The organism is Mesorhizobium sp. B2-3-15, assembly GCF_006442875.1.
GTDB lineage: Bacteria > Pseudomonadota > Alphaproteobacteria > Rhizobiales > Rhizobiaceae > Mesorhizobium > Mesorhizobium australicum.
In genome coordinates, this window is record NZ_VFVO01000005.1 from 55322 (window position 1) to 74088 (window position 18767).

The 18767-nt window shown below is 63.9% G+C and carries 21 protein-coding genes; 8 read left to right on the forward strand and 13 right to left on the reverse strand.

Annotated elements, in window-relative coordinates; all coding sequences use genetic code 11:
* Positions 1 to 2: 2 nt before the first annotated feature.
* Complete coding sequence (gene aroC / locus FJ954_RS11910) at positions 3 to 1109, reverse strand: chorismate synthase (RefSeq protein ID WP_140661423.1); 1107 nt, start codon at positions 1107 to 1109, stop codon at positions 3 to 5.
* A 183-nt stretch (positions 1110 to 1292) separates the two neighbouring features.
* Between aroC and FJ954_RS11915 the strand changes: the two genes are divergently transcribed.
* On the forward strand, positions 1293 to 1556 hold the full coding sequence (locus tag FJ954_RS11915) for a DUF1344 domain-containing protein (protein WP_015318816.1): 264 nt from the start codon (positions 1293 to 1295) through the stop codon (positions 1554 to 1556).
* Between the two features lie 9 nt (positions 1557 to 1565).
* Here FJ954_RS11915 and FJ954_RS11920 read toward each other — a convergent pair whose 3' ends face one another.
* The 4 genes from FJ954_RS11920 to FJ954_RS11935 form a co-directional block, all read right to left on the reverse strand.
* Positions 1566 to 2159, reverse strand: coding sequence for a histidine phosphatase family protein (locus FJ954_RS11920; protein WP_140661424.1), 594 nt, complete (start codon positions 2157 to 2159; stop codon positions 1566 to 1568).
* 52 nt (positions 2160 to 2211) lie between these two features.
* Positions 2212 to 3030, reverse strand: a complete 819-nt coding sequence (fabI, locus tag FJ954_RS11925; RefSeq protein ID WP_140661425.1) for an enoyl-ACP reductase FabI — start codon at positions 3028 to 3030, stop codon at positions 2212 to 2214.
* 103 nt (positions 3031 to 3133) lie between these two features.
* Positions 3134 to 4066 (reverse strand): J domain-containing protein, encoded by a 933-nt coding sequence (locus FJ954_RS11930; protein ID WP_015318819.1) that lies wholly within the window; start codon positions 4064 to 4066, stop codon positions 3134 to 3136.
* Between the two features lie 100 nt (positions 4067 to 4166).
* Complete coding sequence (locus FJ954_RS11935; RefSeq protein ID WP_015318820.1) at positions 4167 to 4628, reverse strand: RT0821/Lpp0805 family surface protein; 462 nt, start codon at positions 4626 to 4628, stop codon at positions 4167 to 4169.
* A 40-nt stretch (positions 4629 to 4668) separates the two neighbouring features.
* Between FJ954_RS11935 and pdxH the strand changes: the two genes are divergently transcribed.
* Positions 4669 to 5286: a pyridoxamine 5'-phosphate oxidase gene (gene pdxH / locus FJ954_RS11940; protein ID WP_140617306.1), complete on the forward strand. Its 618-nt coding sequence runs from the start codon at positions 4669 to 4671 to the stop codon at positions 5284 to 5286.
* 8 nt (positions 5287 to 5294) lie between these two features.
* On the opposite strand, the gene FJ954_RS11945 is transcribed toward pdxH, so the two are convergent.
* Both FJ954_RS11945 and FJ954_RS11950 read right to left on the reverse strand, forming a co-directional pair.
* Positions 5295 to 6047 (reverse strand): crotonase/enoyl-CoA hydratase family protein, encoded by a 753-nt coding sequence (locus FJ954_RS11945; RefSeq protein WP_140661426.1) that lies wholly within the window; start codon positions 6045 to 6047, stop codon positions 5295 to 5297.
* Between the two features lie 19 nt (positions 6048 to 6066).
* Positions 6067 to 7836, reverse strand: coding sequence for an acyl-CoA dehydrogenase family protein (locus FJ954_RS11950; RefSeq protein WP_140661427.1), 1770 nt, complete (start codon positions 7834 to 7836; stop codon positions 6067 to 6069).
* A gap of 212 nt (positions 7837 to 8048) precedes the next feature.
* Between FJ954_RS11950 and FJ954_RS11955 the strand changes: the two genes are divergently transcribed.
* Entirely contained in the window at positions 8049 to 8285 is a 237-nt protein-coding gene (locus tag FJ954_RS11955; protein ID WP_140661428.1) for a hypothetical protein, read from the forward strand.
* A gap of 140 nt (positions 8286 to 8425) precedes the next feature.
* A complete protein-coding gene (locus tag FJ954_RS11960) occupies positions 8426 to 9535 on the forward strand; it encodes a glycoside hydrolase family 25 protein (protein ID WP_140661631.1) in 1110 nt (369 codons plus the stop codon).
* A gap of 19 nt (positions 9536 to 9554) precedes the next feature.
* On the opposite strand, the gene purD is transcribed toward FJ954_RS11960, so the two are convergent.
* Complete coding sequence (gene purD, locus FJ954_RS11965) at positions 9555 to 10832, reverse strand: phosphoribosylamine--glycine ligase (RefSeq protein WP_140661429.1); 1278 nt, start codon at positions 10830 to 10832, stop codon at positions 9555 to 9557.
* Positions 10833 to 10984: 152 nt separating this feature from the next.
* Positions 10985 to 11806 (reverse strand): phytanoyl-CoA dioxygenase family protein, encoded by an 822-nt coding sequence (locus FJ954_RS11970; RefSeq protein ID WP_140661430.1) that lies wholly within the window; start codon positions 11804 to 11806, stop codon positions 10985 to 10987.
* A gap of 90 nt (positions 11807 to 11896) precedes the next feature.
* On the opposite strand from FJ954_RS11970, the gene FJ954_RS11975 reads away from it, so the two are divergent.
* Complete coding sequence (locus FJ954_RS11975) at positions 11897 to 12808, forward strand: LysR family transcriptional regulator (protein ID WP_140661431.1); 912 nt, start codon at positions 11897 to 11899, stop codon at positions 12806 to 12808.
* 75 nt (positions 12809 to 12883) lie between these two features.
* The gene (gene ubiA, locus FJ954_RS11980) at positions 12884 to 13867 is read left to right on the forward strand and encodes a 4-hydroxybenzoate octaprenyltransferase (RefSeq protein ID WP_181171521.1); all 984 of its coding nucleotides are present in this window, start codon (positions 12884 to 12886) and stop codon (positions 13865 to 13867) included.
* Positions 13868 to 13908: 41 nt separating this feature from the next.
* On the opposite strand, the gene FJ954_RS11985 is transcribed toward ubiA, so the two are convergent.
* The 3 genes from FJ954_RS11985 to FJ954_RS11995 all read right to left on the reverse strand — a co-directional run bounded on the left by FJ954_RS11985 (position 13909) and on the right by FJ954_RS11995 (position 17080).
* Positions 13909 to 14475, reverse strand: a complete 567-nt coding sequence (locus FJ954_RS11985; protein ID WP_041163896.1) for a DUF6101 family protein — start codon at positions 14473 to 14475, stop codon at positions 13909 to 13911.
* Positions 14476 to 14665: 190 nt separating this feature from the next.
* On the reverse strand, positions 14666 to 16096 hold the full coding sequence (locus tag FJ954_RS11990) for an FAD-binding oxidoreductase (protein WP_015318831.1): 1431 nt from the start codon (positions 16094 to 16096) through the stop codon (positions 14666 to 14668).
* 9 nt (positions 16097 to 16105) lie between these two features.
* The gene (locus FJ954_RS11995) at positions 16106 to 17080 is read right to left on the reverse strand and encodes an L-threonylcarbamoyladenylate synthase (RefSeq protein ID WP_041163507.1); all 975 of its coding nucleotides are present in this window, start codon (positions 17078 to 17080) and stop codon (positions 16106 to 16108) included.
* A 153-nt stretch (positions 17081 to 17233) separates the two neighbouring features.
* On the opposite strand from FJ954_RS11995, the gene FJ954_RS12000 reads away from it, so the two are divergent.
* Positions 17234 to 17710 carry a hypothetical protein gene (locus FJ954_RS12000; protein ID WP_224622699.1) on the forward strand — a complete coding sequence of 159 codons (477 nt, stop codon included), beginning with the start codon at positions 17234 to 17236 and terminating at the stop codon, positions 17708 to 17710.
* 175 nt (positions 17711 to 17885) lie between these two features.
* Entirely contained in the window at positions 17886 to 18272 is a 387-nt protein-coding gene (locus FJ954_RS12005) for a hypothetical protein (RefSeq protein WP_015318834.1), read from the forward strand.
* Positions 18273 to 18343: 71 nt separating this feature from the next.
* On the opposite strand, the gene FJ954_RS12010 is transcribed toward FJ954_RS12005, so the two are convergent.
* Positions 18344 to 18631, reverse strand: coding sequence for an ATPase (locus FJ954_RS12010; RefSeq protein ID WP_140661434.1), 288 nt, complete (start codon positions 18629 to 18631; stop codon positions 18344 to 18346).
* Positions 18632 to 18767: the final 136 nt, after the last annotated feature.

Below are 18767 nucleotides of genomic sequence, written 5' to 3' on the forward strand. Positions count from 1 at the left end.
CCCTATTCCCCTCCCTTCCCCGTCTGTCCTCTGTGCCGCAGATAGTGGTCGGCAATGGCGCAGGCAACCATGGCCTCGCCGATCGGCACGGCTCGGATGCCGACGCAAGGATCGTGGCGACCCTTGGTCATCACTTCGACATCCCTGCCGTCCTTGTCGATCGATTTGCGCGGCGTCAGGATCGACGAAGTCGGCTTCACCGCAAAACGGGCGACGATCGCCTGGCCCGTCGAGATGCCGCCCAGGATGCCGCCGGCATTGTTGGACAGGAACACCGGCTTGCCGTCATTGCCCATGCGCATCTCGTCGGCATTCTGTTCGCCGGTGATGCGGGCGGCCTCGAAACCATTGCCGATCTCGACGCCCTTGACGGCGTTGATCGACATCAGGCCGGACGCGATGTCCTGGTCGAGCTTGGCGTAGATCGGCGCGCCGAGGCCGGCAGGCACACCGTCGGCGACGATCTCGATCACCGCGCCAACCGAGGAACCGGCCTTGCGGATACCGTCGAGGTACCGCGTGAAAACAGGAATCGAAGCCGGATCCGGCGTGAAGAACGGGTTCTCGGCATCGCCGATGAGATTCCAGTTCCAGTTGGCGCGGTCGATCGACTTTTCGCCCATCGACACGAGCGCGCCGCGCACCACCATGCCCGGCACCACCTTGCGGGCGAGCGCGCCGGCAGCGACCCTGGCAGCGGTCTCGCGTGCCGAGGAGCGGCCGCCGCCGCGATAGTCGCGTATGCCGTATTTGACGTCGTAGGTGTAGTCGGCATGGCCCGGCCGGAACTGGCGGGCGATCTCGCCATAGTCCTTCGAGCGTTGATCGACATTCTCGATCAACATCGACACCGGCGTGCCGGTGGTGATCATCGTCGCGCCGTCCTCGTCGAGGACGAAGCCTGAGAGGATCTTCACTTCGTCCGGCTCGCGGCGCTGCGTAACGAAGCGCGACTGACCCGGGCGGCGCTTGTCGAGTTCGGCCTGGATTTCATCGCGCGTGAAACGGATACCCGGCGGACAACCATCGACCACGCAGCCGAGCGCCGCGCCATGGCTCTCGCCCCAGGTGGTGACGCGGAAAAGATGGCCGAACGTGTTGTGAGACATGGAAAGTGCCCTGCCCGGCATCGAAACCGGCTGAAGCCAGCCTTCTATTGGCGTTTTCCACAGTGGTCAAACTGTGATCCGACGGATTTAGTTTTGACACATTCGGTTGGTTTCTGCTCTCCTCCATTCGCCGTTGAGGATCCGCCGCCACCCAGGCCGGCGCAATGACCAAAGAGGACGATGATGCGTACCCTGATTGGCGCTGTTGCCGCCACGCTGCTGCTCTCCACCGCCGCCTTTGCCGGCCAGACCGAAGGCCTGATCAAGAAGATCGACAAGGACGCGCTGACGCTGACGCTGGACGACGGCAAATCTTACAAGCTGAACGCCGAAACCGATCTTGATGCGCTGAAGCCGGGGATGGACATCGTCATTGCTTACGATGTGACCGATGGCGAAAACGTCGTCACCGACATGCAGCTGCCGGGGGACAGCGACACGAACTAGGAGTTGGCGTCACCGGGCGAGCCACTCCAGGCTCCTGCCTTCAAGTTTGAGCACGCGATCCTGCGGTATCTCCAGGTTCGCGGCCTCGTCCTCGGCCATATCGAGCACGAAGCGAAACAGGGTGCGCATGACGCCCCCGTGCGTCACGCAAATCGTCTGCCCCCGAAGCTCATCGAACCATGGCTTCACCCGTTCGAGCAGCATCTGGTAACTCTCCGCGCCTTCACCTGGCGGCTGAAAATTCCACTTGTCCAGTGCGCGGGATCGGCTCGCGCCGGGCGACTGCCTCTCAAGCTCGGCGAAGGTAAAACTCTGCCAATCGCCGAAATTGACTTCAATCAGTCTGATATCGGTTCGATAGGCGAGCGGATCGAGCCTCATGGCGGCGCGGATGCGTTCCATCGTTTCGCGCGTGCGTCTCATCGGACTGGCGACGAAGTCGAATTCCTGGGGAGCGCCGACGAGTTCGGCCAGCCGATGCCCGTTTGCGCTCGCCTGTTCGCGGCCGAGAGCATTGAGATCGGTATCGGCCTGGCCCTGAAGCCGGAACTCGGCATTCCACGCGGTCTGGCCGTGGCGCACGATATAAACCAGCGGGTACATCAGCTCTTCCGGAGATCGGGCCAGGGCCTGGAAGGAGGAAAGGCGGGGAGACCTAATCCTTGACCGTCGAAATATCTGGAGCGTCGACCGCTTTCATGCCGACGACGTGGTAGCCGGAATCGACATGGTGCACTTCGCCGGTGACGCCACGCGACAGGTCGGACAGGAAATAGACGCCGGAATCGCCGACCTCTTCCTGCGTGACCGTCTGCTTCAGCGGCGAATTGTATTCGTTCCACTTCAGGATGTAGCGGAAGTCGCCGATGCCGGAGGCGGCAAGCGTCTTGATCGGGCCGGCCGAGATGGCATTGACACGAATTTTCTTGGCGCCAAGGTCGACAGCGAGATAACGCACGCTGGCCTCCAGTGCCGCCTTGGCGACGCCCATGACGTTATAGTGCGGCATGACCTTCTCGGCGCCGTAGTAGGTCAGCGTCAGCAGCGAACCACCCTCGGTCATCAGCGCTTCGGCGCGCTTGGCGATGGTGGTGAAGGAATAGACCGAAATGTCCATGGTGCGCAGGAAATTGTCGCGCGTCGTCTCGACATAGCGGCCGGTCAGCTCGTCCTTATCGGAAAAGGCAATGGCGTGCACGAGGAAGTCGAGCTTGCCCCAATGCTTGGCAACATTGGCGAAGACCTCGTCCAGGCTCGCCGGATCGGTTACGTCGCAATGGCCGGCGACAAAGGCGCCCAGTTCCGTGGCCAGCGGCTCGACGCGCTTCTTGAAGGCTTCGCCCTGATAGGTCAGTGCGATCTCGGCGCCGTGATCGACGCAGGCTTTGGCAATGCCATAAGCGATCGACCTGTTGTTGGCGACGCCAAGAATCAGGCCGCGCTTGCCGGCCATCAGGCCCTGTCCACCCGCCATGCGTGTTCTCCGCAAGATATCTGCTTTGTGGAGTGCCTATCGCACAGGCACAGAGCCCCTTCAAGCGTTCAAACCGGACAGTTCGGGGGACAAAAGCTCACGATCAGCCTTTTTGGCCGCGCAACAGCGATTCCAGCGCGCTGTCGCCGCCTTCCGGCAGCATGATGCGCACATGGGCATAGAGATCGCCATGGCCCCCGGCCTTCTCCGGCAAGCCCCTGCCCTTGAGCCGCAGGACCTTGTCCGAGCTCGACCAGGCGGGAACGTTGACCGCAAGCCTGCCTGTCGGCGTCTCGACCGGCACCTTGGCGCCCAGCACCGCATCGGCCAGCGAAACCGGCAGGTCGGCGTGCAGGTCACGGCCTTCGATGCGGTAACGTGGATGCCGGCGGATATGGATCTTGACCAGTGCGTCGCCGGGTTGGCCCGGTCCCTGCTCGCCCTGGCCCTTCAGCCGGATGGTCTGGCCATCCTCGACATAGGCCGGCAGCTTGACCGCAACCTTGCGGCCATCCGGGAACATCGCCGTCACCTTCTCGGCATTGGCCGCTTCCTCGATGGTGACGTCGAGCGTGACGTTCAGGTCGGCTGCTGTCGCCGTCTGGCGGCGGTCGCCCGCGCCTGGCCCGCGCGCGCCTGAAAAGGCATCGCCGAAGATCTGGCTGAAGATATCGCTATTGCCGTCGAACGGATCGCCGCCCGGACGGCCCGAGCGGAACTCGAATCGCGAGCCTCCGGCGCCCTGTTGCTGGCGGCGGAACCCGGCAAAGGGGTCGCCACCGCCCGCCGCGCCTTCAAAACCCTGGAAACGCGGCTTGCCGTCGGCGTCGATCTCGCCACGATCGAAAGCCGCACGGTTCTTCTCGTCGCCGATGACCTCATAGGCCTGATTGGCCGCGGCAAAACGGTCCTTCGCCTTGGGATCATTCGGATTCTGGTCCGGATGATGCTTCTTGGCGAGTTTCCGGTACGCCGATTTTATGTCCTTGGCCGATGCGTTCTTTGCAACGCCCAGCACCTCATAGGGGTCGCGCATGCTTCCTGCCCTGGAAATGAGTTGAGTCCATACTTGCCCCCTATATGCGCTCGCATAGGAAGAAATTCCAGTAGCGGACCTTCATATCAACGGCGGAAAATCAGAGTGCCTTGAAGCCCTGCATGCGCCAGCCGCCGGCACCGGCAAGACAGAGTTCGCCCTGGAACATGGCAACGCCGTCAAAGCTTTCGCGCGAAACCTTGAAGCGGCGGCAGGTCTGGCCGCTGTCCTTCAATTCCGCCAGTTCGGTGATGGAGCCGCGCGACCCGGTGCCGGTGTTCGCCCACGGCACCGCCTGGCCGCCGAGTTGCTCGATATCGGCGGACGATACCGCATTGCCGATCGTCGTCTGGTCGGAGTCGCGATCCGAATCGGCCGGCTTGGGCGAAGCCGATGTGCTGCTGGTCAGGATCGAGCGGTCGACTTCGGCCTTCTCCAGGCTGAAGCCACCTGCACCGCAGGCCGCGAGCGGCAGGGCGACTGCCACGATCGCCGCTTTCGTGCTGGCTGAAGCGATAACGCCCCATTGCCTGCTGTCAAAAGCTTGCGCGATACGCGACAATCGGCAACCTCCCTGGTCTCGTGACAATTTGAGAAAAACTATGAGTGACACAGAGTTAACAAGCAGTGACTTTACCGAGGCGGCCGAGCCGTTTCGCCTCTTTGCCGCATGGCTGGACGACGCTACCAAGAGCGAAATCAACGATGCCAATGGCGTGGCATTGGCGACCGTCGATGCCGAGGGCATGCCGGACGTAAGGATGGTGCTGCTCAAGGGGTTCGATGAAAGCGGCTTTGTGTTCTACACGAATTTCGAGAGCGCCAAGGGCCAGGAGATTCTTGGCAGCATGAAGGCGGCGATGTGTTTCCATTGGAAATCGCTGCGCCGCCAGGTGCGCATTCGCGGTCCGGTGGAGCTCGTCAGCGATGCGGAAGCCGACAGCTATTACGCCACGCGGCCACGCGGCAGCCGCATCGGCGCCTGGGCGTCGAAGCAATCGCGCCCGCTGGAAAGCCGCTTCGCGCTGGAAAAGGCGGTCGCAGAATACACGGCGCGTTATGCCATCGGCGAAATCCCGCGACCGAAACATTGGTCGGGCTTCCGGATCGTGCCGAAGACGATCGAATTCTGGCACGACCGGCCGTTCCGGCTGCATGACCGCGTGGTCTTTTCACGCAACGCGGCAGGCGGCTGGGACAAGGCCAGGCTCTATCCCTGAAAAAACCTTCAGCCCTTTTTCCTGGTCATGAATGCCGTGAGAGCGGCGCGCGCCTCGTCGGATTTCAGCCGCTCGCGGAAATGCTCGCTCTCTATCCCGATGCGGGCAACCAGATCGTCGCGTGAGCCACGCATCAGGTCGCGCGCGATCTTGAGCGCTTGCGGTGGCTTGGCCGCGATCTGGCCGGCCGCTGCAAGCACCGAAGCCTCCAGCCCACCTTCCTCGACCACCTCGTAGATCAGCCCGGCGGCCTTCGCGCGCTCGGCCGAAAAGCCCTCACCGAGACCGAGCAGGGCGAAAGCACCCTGCTGGCCCAGGATGCGGGGCGCCAAAAGGCTCGATCCTGCCTCGGGCACGAGGCCGAGATCGACGAAGGGGGTTCGAAACACGGTGCGCGGCGTGGCGAAAGTCAGGTCGCAGTGCAGGTTGATCGTGGTGCCGATGCCGACCGCGATACCGTCGACGCCGGACACGATGGGCTTTTCGACCCCGGCCAGGGCGATCAGGAAATCCCAGACTTCGGTGCCGCCACCGCCGCCGGTGGCCACGACCATGAAATCGGCAAGGTCGTTGCCGGAGGAAAAGGCGCCGGGCACGCCGAGAAAGACATGGACGCGGACCGCCGGATCGGCGTCGCCTTCGGCAAGGGCCGCCGACATTTTCGCATACATGGCACGCGTCAGCGCGTTCTTCTTGTCCGGCCGGTTCATGCGGATGATCTGGATGGCGCCCTGGCGGTCGACGAGGATGTGGTCTGTCACGGTGTTTTCCTTGTGAAGGTCAGGCGGAAATCAGTGCCTCGGCGGCAGCAGCCAGGCTGACGGCGCCATCGATGACGCGCTCCTTCAAAGCGCTGGCTTCGCCAAGCAGGTTCTCGGCGAAGAAGCGGCAAAGCGCGATGCGGCCTTGGTCGGCAAGAGCGGCCCGCGCCAGATAAGCGCCGCCGGCGGCAAGCGAGATCAGCCGGAGATACGGTGTCGCGCCAGCCAGCGCCTCCTCCGTCCGGCCCTCGGCCGACAATTTCTGCAGGAAACGCGTCGCTTGCGTCAAATCGGAGAGCGCCTGATCGAGAGTGTCGGCGGTGCGGCCAAAACCTTCGAGGTTCGACGTTCGCACCGCATTGGCGATGCCGGCCAGTTCGTCGATATAGCCATGCACATGCTCGCCGCCGCCAAGCGGCAGTTTTCGGGTCACCAGGTCGATCGCCTGGATGCCGTTCGTGCCTTCATAGATCGGCGCGATGCGCGCGTCGCGATAGTACGCGGCCGCACCCGTTTCCTCGATGAAGCCCATGCCGCCATGCACCTGGACGCCAAGCGAGGCAACTTCCACGCCGACATCGGTCGAAAACGCCTTGGCGAGCGGAGTCAGCAAATTAGCACGGTCGCGCCAATGCGTCGCCTCGCCGCCAGACGACACGCGCGCCATGTCGATGGCATGGGCACAGGAATAACTGATCGACCGCGCGATCTGGGTTAGCGCCTTCATGGTCAGGAGATTGCGCTGCACGTCGGGGTGATGGACGATCGGCGCCATGCCGGCGCCGGCGTAATCCGCCGCCTTGCCCTGGCGGCGTTCATTGGCATAGGCAATCGCCTTCTGGGTCGCTGCTTCCGCGACCGCGACACCCTGCATCCCAACAGCAAGACGCGCATTGTTCATCATGGTGAACATGCAGGCGAGGCCCTTGTTCTCCTCGCCGATCAGCCAGCCGATGGCGCCAGGCCTGGCGCCTTGAAAACCGTCGCCATAGATCATGGTGCAGGTCGGCGAGGCATGGATGCCGAGCTTGTGCTCGAGGCCGGAACAGAAGACGTCGTTGCGCGCGCCGAGCGAGCCATCGTCGCCGACCAGGAATTTCGGCACCAGGAACAGCGAGATGCCACGCGTTCCGGCCGGCGCATCGGGAAGCCGCGCCAGCACCAGATGGATGATGTTGTCGGTGAAATCGTGCTCGCCGTAGGTGATGAATATCTTCTGGCCAAAGAGACGGTAGGTGCCGTCGCCGGCGGGCTCGGCGCGGGCGCGCAAGGCGGCGAGGTCCGATCCGGCCTGCGGCTCGGTCAGGTTCATCGTGCCCATCCATTCGCCGGAGACGAGCTTTGCCAGATATGTCGCCTTGAGTTCCTCGGAAGCGTGCTTGTCCAGCGCCTCGACCGCGCCCATGGTCAGCGTCGGGCCGATGCCGAAGGCCATGGCGGCGGAGTTCCACATTTCGAGTGCGGCGACGCCGAGCATGGTCGGCAGCGCCTGGCCGCCATACTCTTCCGGCCCGGAGAGCGCATTCCAGCCGCCTTCGATCCAGCGGCGATAGAGTTCCTTCCACCCCGGCGGGGTGGTGACCGCGCCATCGCCGAGCACGGCGCCATGCTCGTCGCCGATTTTATAAAGGGGGGCCACCTCCTCGGAGGCGAAACGGCCCGCCTCGCCGAGGACGGCGTCGACCAGATCCTCGCTGAGGTCTCCGAACGCTCCCGTATCGATGGCGGATTTCATGCCGGCCACATGCTTCAGGGTGAACGCGATATCCTCGACCGGTGCCCGATACATGCCGCTCGATCCTCCCTTATGCATCGGCCTCGCCGACCCTAGGGCCAGTGCCGCCGCAAAACCATCCGCCTTTGGGCGGTCTCCCATCGCCTTTTTACGTAAACGTCAAATTTTGTCACGCTGATTTTGCAATCAGGCGGGGCTGTATTAAATTCGACAGATAGCCGGACCAAATCGACCGGCGACGGAAAACCCGCGACCGGAACATTCTCATGCTTGCCAGACCTGACGCCTATCGCTGCATCGAATGCGGTTTGCCCTATCGGGCAACCGGGTTTTCCTATTATCACGGCGACCTGGGAAATGGTGCCGCCTACTGGTCGGAGCGCGGCATATTGTGCTCGCCGCGATGCTCGCTTGCCCACCACCGCAAACGCGCCGCCGAAGGTACGCTGCAACAGGAGCCTGCGCCCGACCCGTTCGAATTTCAACCGTTCAGCCGGCGCTAGCTTATCCCGCACCAGGGTCCGAGAAATATTTTCTTAACCATAGCGGTCCAGGATTTACCCTTGATCAACGGGGATTCCCTGTTTTGAAAAGGACGGCGCGCCTCCTTCGCCGCACGGCGCTTCTCGCTTTCGCGGCAGCGATTGTGCTGGGCACGGCGGCAAAGGCTTCGGACTTCTCCGAGCCGTGGAAGAGCGCTGACCGCGCGCTCGTCATCGACGCCTACGAATACAATTCCATCGACTGGGCCCAGCTTGCCACCGACAAGCGCATCGTCGCCTTCATCAACAAGGCTTCCGACGGCATGCCGCCGCCCTATTTCTGTTTCGGCGGCGACACTGACGTGAAACTGTGCAAGGCATTGTGGAAACGCCACGCGGTGACGCGCGAATTGTTCCAGACACGCAGGGTCGTGGCCAAGGCGCTCGGCATGAAATGGGGCGCCTATCATCTCGCGCGTCCCGGCAATCCGGTCGAACAGGCCAATAATTTCCTCGATTTCGCCGACCCCGCACCGGACGACCTCATGGCCCTCGACATCGAGGGCATCGATCCCTCGCAATGGATGTCGCTCGACGATGCCGAGGAGTTCGCCCGCCAGGTGCATCGGCGCATCGGCCGCTTCCCGGTGCTCTACACCAACGGCAAGACCGCCCAATATATCGCCGACAACCGCTACAAATACCGGCTCTTGTCGCGGCTGCCGCTTTGGTACGCGCGCTATAAGCCTGACATCGACGTGCATTTTCCGATGGGCAACTGGCAGGGCTACGCGCTCTGGCAGTTCTCGACGCAGGCCAATTGCGGCCGCTTCCGTTGCCCCTACAGGGTTGCCGGCACACCCGACAACATCGACGTCAACGTGGCGCCCACGGATGCCGTCACTCTGCGCCAGCAATGGCCTTTCGGTGGCCTGATCGACGTGCCTGCCGATTATCTTGCCAGCGTACCAGTGCCGCTCTCGCGGGAAGCCGCGCTCGCCGGCAAGGCCACCATCATTTATGCCGATGTGGCGACGCCGCCGACCTTCGAGGAAATGGTCGCCGTGCTTGGTTCGCGGTGGTCAAAATTTCGCGACGGGTTCCGCATGCCAGTCGTGAAGACGGTGCCGCGACGGCCGGGGTTCGGCATTGTCCAATATGTGGCCTGGAAGCGGGGCGGGCAGCGTTCCCCCGAACAGCTTGACGCCGCCTTTGCCGCGGCCGACCCGGTCAGCACCGCTTCGACAACCCTCGACCGAGGTCAGCAATAGCCGCCACCCGGTCGGAGCTTCAGCCGGCCTGCTCGCGTGCCACGGCCTGCCAGCCTATGTCGCGGCGGCAGAACCCGTCCGGCCAGTCGATGCGGTCGAGGGCGGCATAGGCCCGCGCCTGCGCCTCTCCGACCGTGGCGCCGCTCGCCGTGACATTGAGCACACGGCCGCCATTGGCGACCAGCGCACCGCCATTGATTGCGGTGCCGGCATGGAAAATCTGGACGCCTTCACCGGCGGCGTCCTCGACGCCGCGGATGACGGAGCCTTTCTCCGGTGTGCCGGGATAGCCCCTGGCCGCCATCACGACGGTCAGCGCCGCCTCGTCACGCCAGCGCACCGACATATGCGCGAGCTGGCCATCGGTCGCGGCATTGAGCAGCACCAGCAGGTCATCCCTGAGCCGCATCATCAGCACCTGGCACTCGGGATCGCCGAAGCGGGTGTTGTATTCGATCAGCTTCGGCCCGCTTTCCGTGATCATCAATCCGGCGAACAGAATCCCGGCGAAAGGCGCGCCAAGCTCGGCCATGCCGCGCATCGTCGGCTCCATGATCTCGCGCACGGTGCGCTCGATCATGTCAGGCGTCATTACCGGGGCCGGCGAATAGGCGCCCATGCCGCCGGTGTTGGGACCGACGTCGCCGTCACCGACGCGCTTGTGGTCCTGCGCGGTGCCGAAGGGAAGCGCCGTGGTGCCGTCGCAGAGGCAGAAGAAACTCGCCTCCTCGCCGGTCATGAATTCCTCGACCACCACCTCCGCGCCGGCAGCACCAAAGGACCCGTCAAAGCAGGAAGCGAGTGCCGCCCGTGCCTCGTCCATCGTCATGGCTACGGTGACACCCTTGCCAGCTGCGAGCCCGTCGGCCTTGATGACGATCGGCGCGCCTGTCTTCTCGACATAGGCCTTGGCCGAGGCCAGGTCGCCGAACCGGCCATAAGCGGCGGTCGGAATGTTGTACCGGGCGCAGAGGTCCTTGGTGAAACCCTTCGAGCCTTCCAGCCGCGCGGCGGCCTTCGAAGGCCCGAAGACGCGGATGTTTTCGGCGCGCAGATCATCGGCGATGCCGGCGACGAGCGGCCCTTCCGGGCCGACCACGACGAGATCGATTTTTTTCTCCCGGCAGAAGGCGGCGACCGCGGCGTGATCGGTGATATCAAGCTTCACCAGTTCGGCCTCGCTGCCAATGCCCGGATTGCCGGGGGCCGCGTAGAGCTTGGTCAGCAGCGGCGAAGCGGCGATCTTCCAGGCCAGCGCATGTTCGCGGCCGCCGGAGCCGAGAAGAAGAACGTTCATGGCCACCTCTTGATGCCGCCTATCCCATAGAGAGAACAACCCGCTATTGCTCTCTGGGCGACGGGTCAAGGCATCAGGGTGGATTGCGCACGGGAACGTTATCCCTGTCGAATAGGGCGCCAGCCACCGCCGCCCCCTATTCCGGCACTCGTTCAGCCCTGAAAGACCACCGGAAACCAATCCTCGCGCAGCTTCTGTCCCGGCTGCATGCCATGGCCGTGATAGGGCGGCGAGGTGCGGCCCGGTCGCTCGACATAATGGGCATCGTCGCCGACCCAGCGCAGCGACAACGCCCGGCGCCGGGCCGCGGTCATATTGCCGCGCGCGCCGTGTGCCGTCCTGAAGTCGAACAGAATGGCGTCGCCCGGCTCCATCTCCCATTCGATAACTTTCATCGGCGGATCGGTGTCGGGATCGGGCACCGGACGGTAATCGCCCTCGGTCGCGTAAAAATTGCCATCGTCCAGCCAGCGCACCGGCAGGATCATCTTGTCCCATTTGTGCGAGCCGGCGATCAGGCGCAGCGTCGCTTCCTTCACCGGATCGATGGGGATCCAGAAGCTCACCGTCTGCTGGCCGTCGACAAAATAATAGGGGATGTCCTGGTGCCACGGCGTCGGTTTCTGCGTACCGGGCTCCTTGACCAGCACATGGTCGTGGAAGAACTGCGCGGTGCGCGACTGCATCACCGCGGCCGCCAGCTGCGCCGCCGGCGAATTGCGCACGACATCGACGAATTCAGGGATACGCTCCCAGTTGCAGTAATCGTCGAAGAAGCTGCCCTTGCCGCCAGCGATGTCGGACGCGGTGGCGCTGCGGCTCCGCATGTTGCGCTCAATGCCGGCGGCAATCGTGTCGACCCAGCCCTTGAAGGCGCCGCGGATGCAGACCGCGCCGTCACGCTGGTAGTCGGCGATTGTCTGCGCATCGATGATTTCGGTGTCGATTGGCTGCGCTGCGGTTTGGGAAGCCATGGTGTCCTCCTCTCAGGATCGACGCCACTATCGCAATGTCCTCTCATTCCGTAAAATAATAACTTCTCATCTGACACATAGGTTCTGGCTATGAGTCTCACTCTCACGCAACTCCGCTATCTCATCGCCGTCGCCCGCCATGGCAGCGTCACCGGCGCGGCGCGGGCAATCAACATTTCGCAGCCGTCGATTTCAGTGGCCATCGACGCCATCGAAAGGGATTTCGGCCAAAAACTATTCGTACGCCAGCGGGGAAGCGGCGTTTCGCTGACCTCCTTCGGCCGTGTCGTGGTAGCCAAGGCAAAGCAGGTTCTTGCCGAGACCGACGAACTCATGAGCCTGGGGTCGGGCAATTCAGCCATCGGTGGCGAGCTGGTGCTCGGCTGCTTCGAGGATCTGGCGCCCTATTTCGCGCCGGGCCTTATCCGTGCCTTCTCCGAACGCCATCCAGGGGTCGCGGTTGTCGTCCGTGACGAGACGTTCGAGACGCTCGGGCGACGCCTCGCGGACGCCACCGTCGACCTCGGCCTCAGCTACGATCTCGGCCTGCCGTCGCATTTCGCCCGCATCCTGTTGCACGAGCTTCGGCCGCATGCGCTGCTGCCGGCGGGCCATGCACTGGCGGGCCGCCCCGAGGTCAGCCTGGCGGATCTGGCCGCCTACCCGCTGATCACGACCGACCAGCCGCATAGCTGGCAGCATATGCTCGACCTGTTCCGCGGCCGTGGCCTGTCGCCGGTGGCCGACATGCGAACAAGTTCGTTCGAACTCCAGCGCAGCATGGTGGCCAACGGCTTCGGCGTCGCGGTCAGCTATACCCGCCCGCATGGCGACCGCAGCTATGACGGCTTGCGCCTCATCTGCAAACCGCTGTCGGATCCGCTGCCCATGCAGCGCATCATTCTCACCCACGATACGCATCAGCGCGTGTCGAATGCGGCGCTGGCTTTCATCGCGGTGGCGCAAGTCTGGTTTTCCACACGCGACATCTTCGCGTCGTGAGGGGTTGGCGGCCGCCGCTCCTCCGCTTGCCGCTTGCCGCTTGACGGTTTCCGCCGCTGCTGCCACTCCATGCCAATGGAACCTGTCCAGTCAAAAGCGGCCCAGGGTCGCGTCGCCGATGCGCCGAGCCGCCATTGGGTCTATCGCGTGCTGCCGCGCGCCATCTGGCCCTATGCGCAACTGGCGCGGTGGGACAGGCCGATCGGCTGGCAGTTGCTTTTGTGGCCATGCTGGTGGTCGGCCGCACTTGCGGCGAGCGCCTATCCGCGCCCAGGCGACCCGCTGCTCTCGCTGCTGCCGGCGCCCTTGTACCTTGTGCTCTTCCTGATTGGCGCCATCGCCATGCGTGGCGCCGGGTGCACCTATAACGACATTGTCGACCATGACATCGATAACCAGGTCGAACGCACCCGCTCACGCCCGCTACCGTCCGGCCAGACCACGCGCCGGCGGGCCTGGCTGTTTCTTTTCCTGCAGGCCCTGGTCGGCCTGGCGGTTCTCCTGCAGTTCAACAGCTTTGCCATTCTGCTCGGCGTCTGCTCGCTGGTGATCGTCGCCGTCTACCCATTCATGAAGCGGATAACCAACTGGCCGCAAATGTTTCTCGGCCTCGCCTTTTCCTGGGGCGCGCTGATGGGGTGGGCGGTCGAGTTCGGTGATCTCGATGGCCCCGCCGTCATGCTCTATATCGGTTCGATCCTGTGGGTGATCGGCTATGACACGATCTATGCCCACCAGGACAAGGAAGACGACGCCATTGTCGGCGTACGTTCGACCGCGCGGCTGTTCGGCGACAACACCAAGGCATGGCTCGCGGGGCTTTATGGCGGTACGCTGATCTGCTTCGCCATCGCCTTCGCCTCGGCGCAGGCCCCGGTGGTGGCACTGGCGGGATTGATCGCCGCCGGCGCCCACATGGCCCGGCAGATCGCGGTTCTGGATATCGACGATCCAGACCAGTGCCTGCGGCTGTTTCGGTCGAATAACCAGGTCGGCTGGCTGATCTTCCTCGGCCTGATCGGCGGCGCACTGTGGGTGGCGCTGAAGCCGCTGGTGTAGTGGCTTTTCCTTCTCCCCGTCTCTAGACGGGGAGAAGAACGCTAGTCTCTTGAAATGATCTCCTCACCGCCGATCACCAGCCTGAGGCCGAGGTCACCGGCTCTGCGGCGGGCAAGGAAGCGGGGGCGGCGCATATTGGAAACGCGGCCCTTGCGGCGCTCCCGCGGCGGCAATGTCTTGATGGCGGCCCCGAGCGATTCTTCCAGGGTGCGGGCGACGCCATCGGATTCGATCAGCAGCATCGGCAGACGGTAGGCGTCGGCCCAGGCGCGCCAGTCGGCGGCGACGTCTTCGAGATCGTCGGCCACCAGCAGCGGCACCGACAGCATCGGATCGTTGTGCAGGAGTTCCAGGGTCACCGTGACATTGCCTTCCGGATCCTCCATCGCACGGGCGGCGACGCCGCGAAATGCATTGGCGGGCAGCACGATGATCGCCGGCAGGCCGCTCATCTCGAGCAGGCGGCGGATCACTGCGCCGCGCTGGTCGATGGTGAAGGTTACGTCGCCATAATCGTCGCGCGTGGCATAGCTCACCACCTGCGGCAGGCGGAATGGGTCGAGACGCATGTTGCGTCCCGCCCAGACTGGCTTCAGTCCAGTGTTCACGTTCATAGAGCGCCTTCCTGTCTGTCTCCTGAGAGCCGGTGTCCGGTTCTCTCCGGGCCAGTTTTCCCGGCCTCGTTATGGGGAAACAGTAGCGCCGGCTCCTTACCGCCGCGCTTAAGAAAGTCGGTTAAATTTTGCTGATCTCAGGGATGGTTATCGGAATGCCACCAGCCACAGGATGGTGAAAGGATCAGATAACCTTACCAGGATTCATGATGCCCGCCGGATCGAAGGCAGCCTTTACCCGGCGCATCAGATCGATGGCCATCGGCGGCGCGGTGGCGATCAGTTCGTCGCGCTTCAACTGACCGATGCCGTGCTCGGCCGAGATCGAACCGTGCAGGCTGCGCACCACGTCATGCACGGCCTTGTTCATCGCATGATAGAGCGCCAGGAACGCCTCGTCGTCGCCATCGACGGGCCGTGAAATGTTATAATGGAGGTTGCCGTCTCCCATATGGCCGAAACAGACCACGCGGGCGCCGGCGCTCACTGACGCCACGGCGCCGGCGGCCTCCCTTATGAAGCGCGGTATCGATGCGATCGGCACCGAAATGTCGTGCTTGATCGAAGCGCCTTCCGGCTTTTGTGCCTCGGGCAACAGCTCGCGAAAATCCCAGAAGGCATCGCCCTGCCCGAGGCTGGCGGCGATGACGGCATCGCCGACGAATTCCTGCTCTAGACCCGCCGAAAGCACATCCTCGATCAGCGCCCGAGAATCCTCCGCTGAGCGGCCGGACGATATCTGCATCAGCACGTACCAGGGCCAGTCTTCGGCCAGCGGCCGCACGACGCCCTGGGCGTGCGCAAGGGTAAAGTCATACGGGCGCTTGCCGATCAGTTCGAAGGCCGTGAGTGCGGCCCCGGCGCGGTCCATGGCCAGGCTGAACAGGGAAAGGGCGGCTTCGGGCGACGACAGGCCGACGAAGGCGACGTCCGTCCCCTTCGGCTTCGGGAACAGTTTGAGCACGGCGGCGGTGATGACACCGAGCGTGCCTTCGGCGCCGACGAACAGGTTCTTCAGGTCGTAGCCGGTGTTGTCCTTCTTCAGTTTGCGCAAATCGTCGAACACCTCGCCGGTCGGCAGCACCACCTCGACGCCGAGGCACAGTTCGCGCGCATTGCCATAGGCCAGCACGCCGGTGCCGCCGGCATTGGACGACAGGTTGCCGCCGATCTGGCAGGAGCCTTGCGCGGCGAGCGACAGCGGAAACAGCCGGTCGGCGGCATCGGCCGCTTCCTGCAAGGTCTGCAGGATGACACCGGCCTCGACCGTGACCGTATTGGACAGCACATCGATCTCGCGGACGCGGTTCAGCCGCGATAGCGACAGGACGATCTCGCGACCGGATCTGTCCGGCACCTGCGCGCCGACCAGCCCGGTGTTGCCGCTTTGCGGCACGATCGGCGTTCCGGTCTCTGTCGCCAGCCGCATGATCCGGCTGACCTCGTCGACGCTGCCCGGCCGCAGCACCAGGGACGTCGCGCCGTGCCAGAGGCCGCGTCGCTCGATCAGATAAGGCGCGATGTCCTGCTGGTCGCGCAGCGCATATTTGTCGCCGACGATCGCCGCGAAACGATCGATGAGGGCGGGATCGAGTGTCTTTGCGGTTGCGGTCATCTGGGAAAACTACGTTGTGGGCTGTGCGTTGTCACGAGGAGCGGCGGCACGGGAGAGCCGGTCGTTGATGGCCTCGCCGAGCCCGTCAAAGGGAATTGGCTCGACGGCGATAATCCGCGCGCCGCTACGGTCCAAATCCTGCATGTAGGCAAAGAGATTGCTTGCCGCTTCACGCAGGTCACCTGACAGCGAGAGGTTGAGGAAAGCGGTCGCGCCGCGCCAGCCTTCCGCGCGCTGGTCGCCGAAGGCAAGCAACGCTTCTCCTTCACCAACCGTGCCGGCATTGAGCCGAACAGCCGCGCCCGGTGCGTAGTGCGAGGCAAGCATGCCCGGCGCCTCGACGCCGGCAATGCCGCCGCGCAGCAGCTCCATGCGGATGGCCGCCTCGATCTCGTCGGCGGCAATGCCGCCGGGCCGAAGCAGGCGCAACCTTTCGCCTTCGGCCTTGACGATGGTCGATTCCAGCCCGACCGGCGTAGCGCCACCATCGACCACCAGTTTGATGCGCCCGCCTAAATCCGCAGCCACCGCCTGCGCCGTCGTCGCGCTGATCTTGCCGGATGAGTTGGCGCTGGGCGCGGCAAGCGGTCGGCCAAGCCTGGCGATCAGGTCGCCGCCAAAACCCCTCGGCATGCGCACGGCAATCGTGTCGAGCCCGGCCGTGACCAGCGGATGAATGCCGTTGCCGGGGCGTTGTGGCAGCACCAGCGTCAGCGGACCCGGCCAGAAGGCAAGCGCGAGCTTCCTGGACAGCGGATCGAACGAGGCGATGCGTTCGGCCATCGCCATGTCGGCGACATGGGCGATCAGCGGATTGAAACGCGGCCGCCCCTTGGCTTCGAAAATGCGCGCCACGCCAATGCCGTTGGTGGCATCGCCGGCAAGCCCGTAGACGGTTTCCGTCGGGATGGCGACGACATCGCCGCCCAGGAGCAGCGCCAACGCCGGTTCCATCGCTTCGCCGACGGCAAGTATTTCAGCCACTCTCGTCACCTCGCGGATGCCGGCTGCGTAATACGACGGGGCCGCCGGGGCAAGCGGGCATTGGCAATTCATCAATTCCTAAAATGCTATCTTTCCACGAAAGCCGGCATCAATCGCCGAGTACTATCGTGCGGCTTCTGGGCAATGGGAGCTATGTCGGTGTCTGTTCGTATCTGGGGAGCGCTTGCCATCACTTTGGCCTCAATGGGTGGCGGGGCTCAGGCCTCGTCGCTGGTCTTTCCCGGTGCGCCGGCCTCGACACCCTCCATCCTTGCGCTGAAGGCGGCCGACGGCAAGGCGAGCGATGTTGTGTCCGTCGTTGTGCTTGGCGAGCCTGACGTCACCTACGAAAAGGTCGCGGCAATCCCCGGCAAGGCCGAGGCGAGGCACTCCTTCGCGCAGAGCCCGATGATCATTAGGGGCGGCGTCGTCGGCGGCGCTTTCTCGACACCCATGCAGGCCAAGGCGCCGGCCGCGGCAACGGCCCCAGCCACCCCAACCGCCCCCGCCACGGCGACAGCCTCGGCAGCCCCAGCGCCGGCAGCGCACGGGAAAGCAGCGGCACCGGCGGCAGCCGCGCCGCCACCGCCAGCCCACCAGCCTGCTTCAGGAGCCGGCAAGGTCAAGTAGCGACCACGCAAACCGGACGGGCAAAATGCGCAGCGGCTTGACGGCGGTCTGGCGTCCTGCGCACCACTGTCCGGCGAATTTCGTCTAGAGTATCTTGCTGGCGGCCCTGCGGCTGATTTTCGCCAAGTGGCTCCAGCGGACGCAATTGCATCGTTCAAGGCAGAGGGGGTTGCTCATGAAAAATTCGAAGACCGTTACCGTGGCAGGGCTTCTGTTGGCGTCATTGCTTGGTGGCGTGGCCCAAGCGGACGACATGCTGGGATCCTATGTCGCGCGCATTTCTGATCGCGACCACCAGGCGAGCGACGGCTATGCGCTGGATGGCGCCGCGCAGATGGTGCGGCAAGACCGCGCCAACTGGCACAAATTCCATCGCCGCGACGGCGACGACGAGGGCGACGCCTGGTTCAGGACCAACGACCAGCGCGCCGACCTGCAGCGCATGCTGGAGCGCCCTGGCGCGATGAGTTCCTCGACCAAGCGCGCCATCGTCAATGGCGAGCCGCTGATCCAGGTCGACGTCTATGAAAACAGCGTGCGCGTCAGCATCCTGGAGAACTGATCAAATCAATTTGGGAAGACGGCGGAAGGGCGGCGCGAAAGCGCCGCCCTCGAGAACCTGTTAACTGAAAATCAGGCTGCTTCTTCCTTGTCGTCGTCGTCTTGGGACTCGCCGTCTTCGGATTCTTCGGCGTCATCGCCTTCGGCCTTCACGGTGTCATCGGCGTCGTCTTCGTCAGACTCTTCGCCGTCTTCATCGTCGCCTTCCTCGTCATCGCCATCTCCGTCTTCGTCAGACGGATCAGCGGCTTCGACCGTGATCGCAGCGGCGTGATCGAGGGCGGTTTCGGAAGCGGATTCAAGCGGCTCGGCAGGAGCCGAGGTTTCTTCTGTCACTTCGATTTCGTGATCGGAATTCATGGAAGCCTCCGTTGGGGTGGGGAACACGCCCCTTTTGCCACGGAGAGATCATCGTCATATGACTGTAAGCCGGCTCGAAGGGCCGGCCGGAACATATTTTTCCAGGGGCCTGAGGCCCCTCTATCCCGGCGTGATC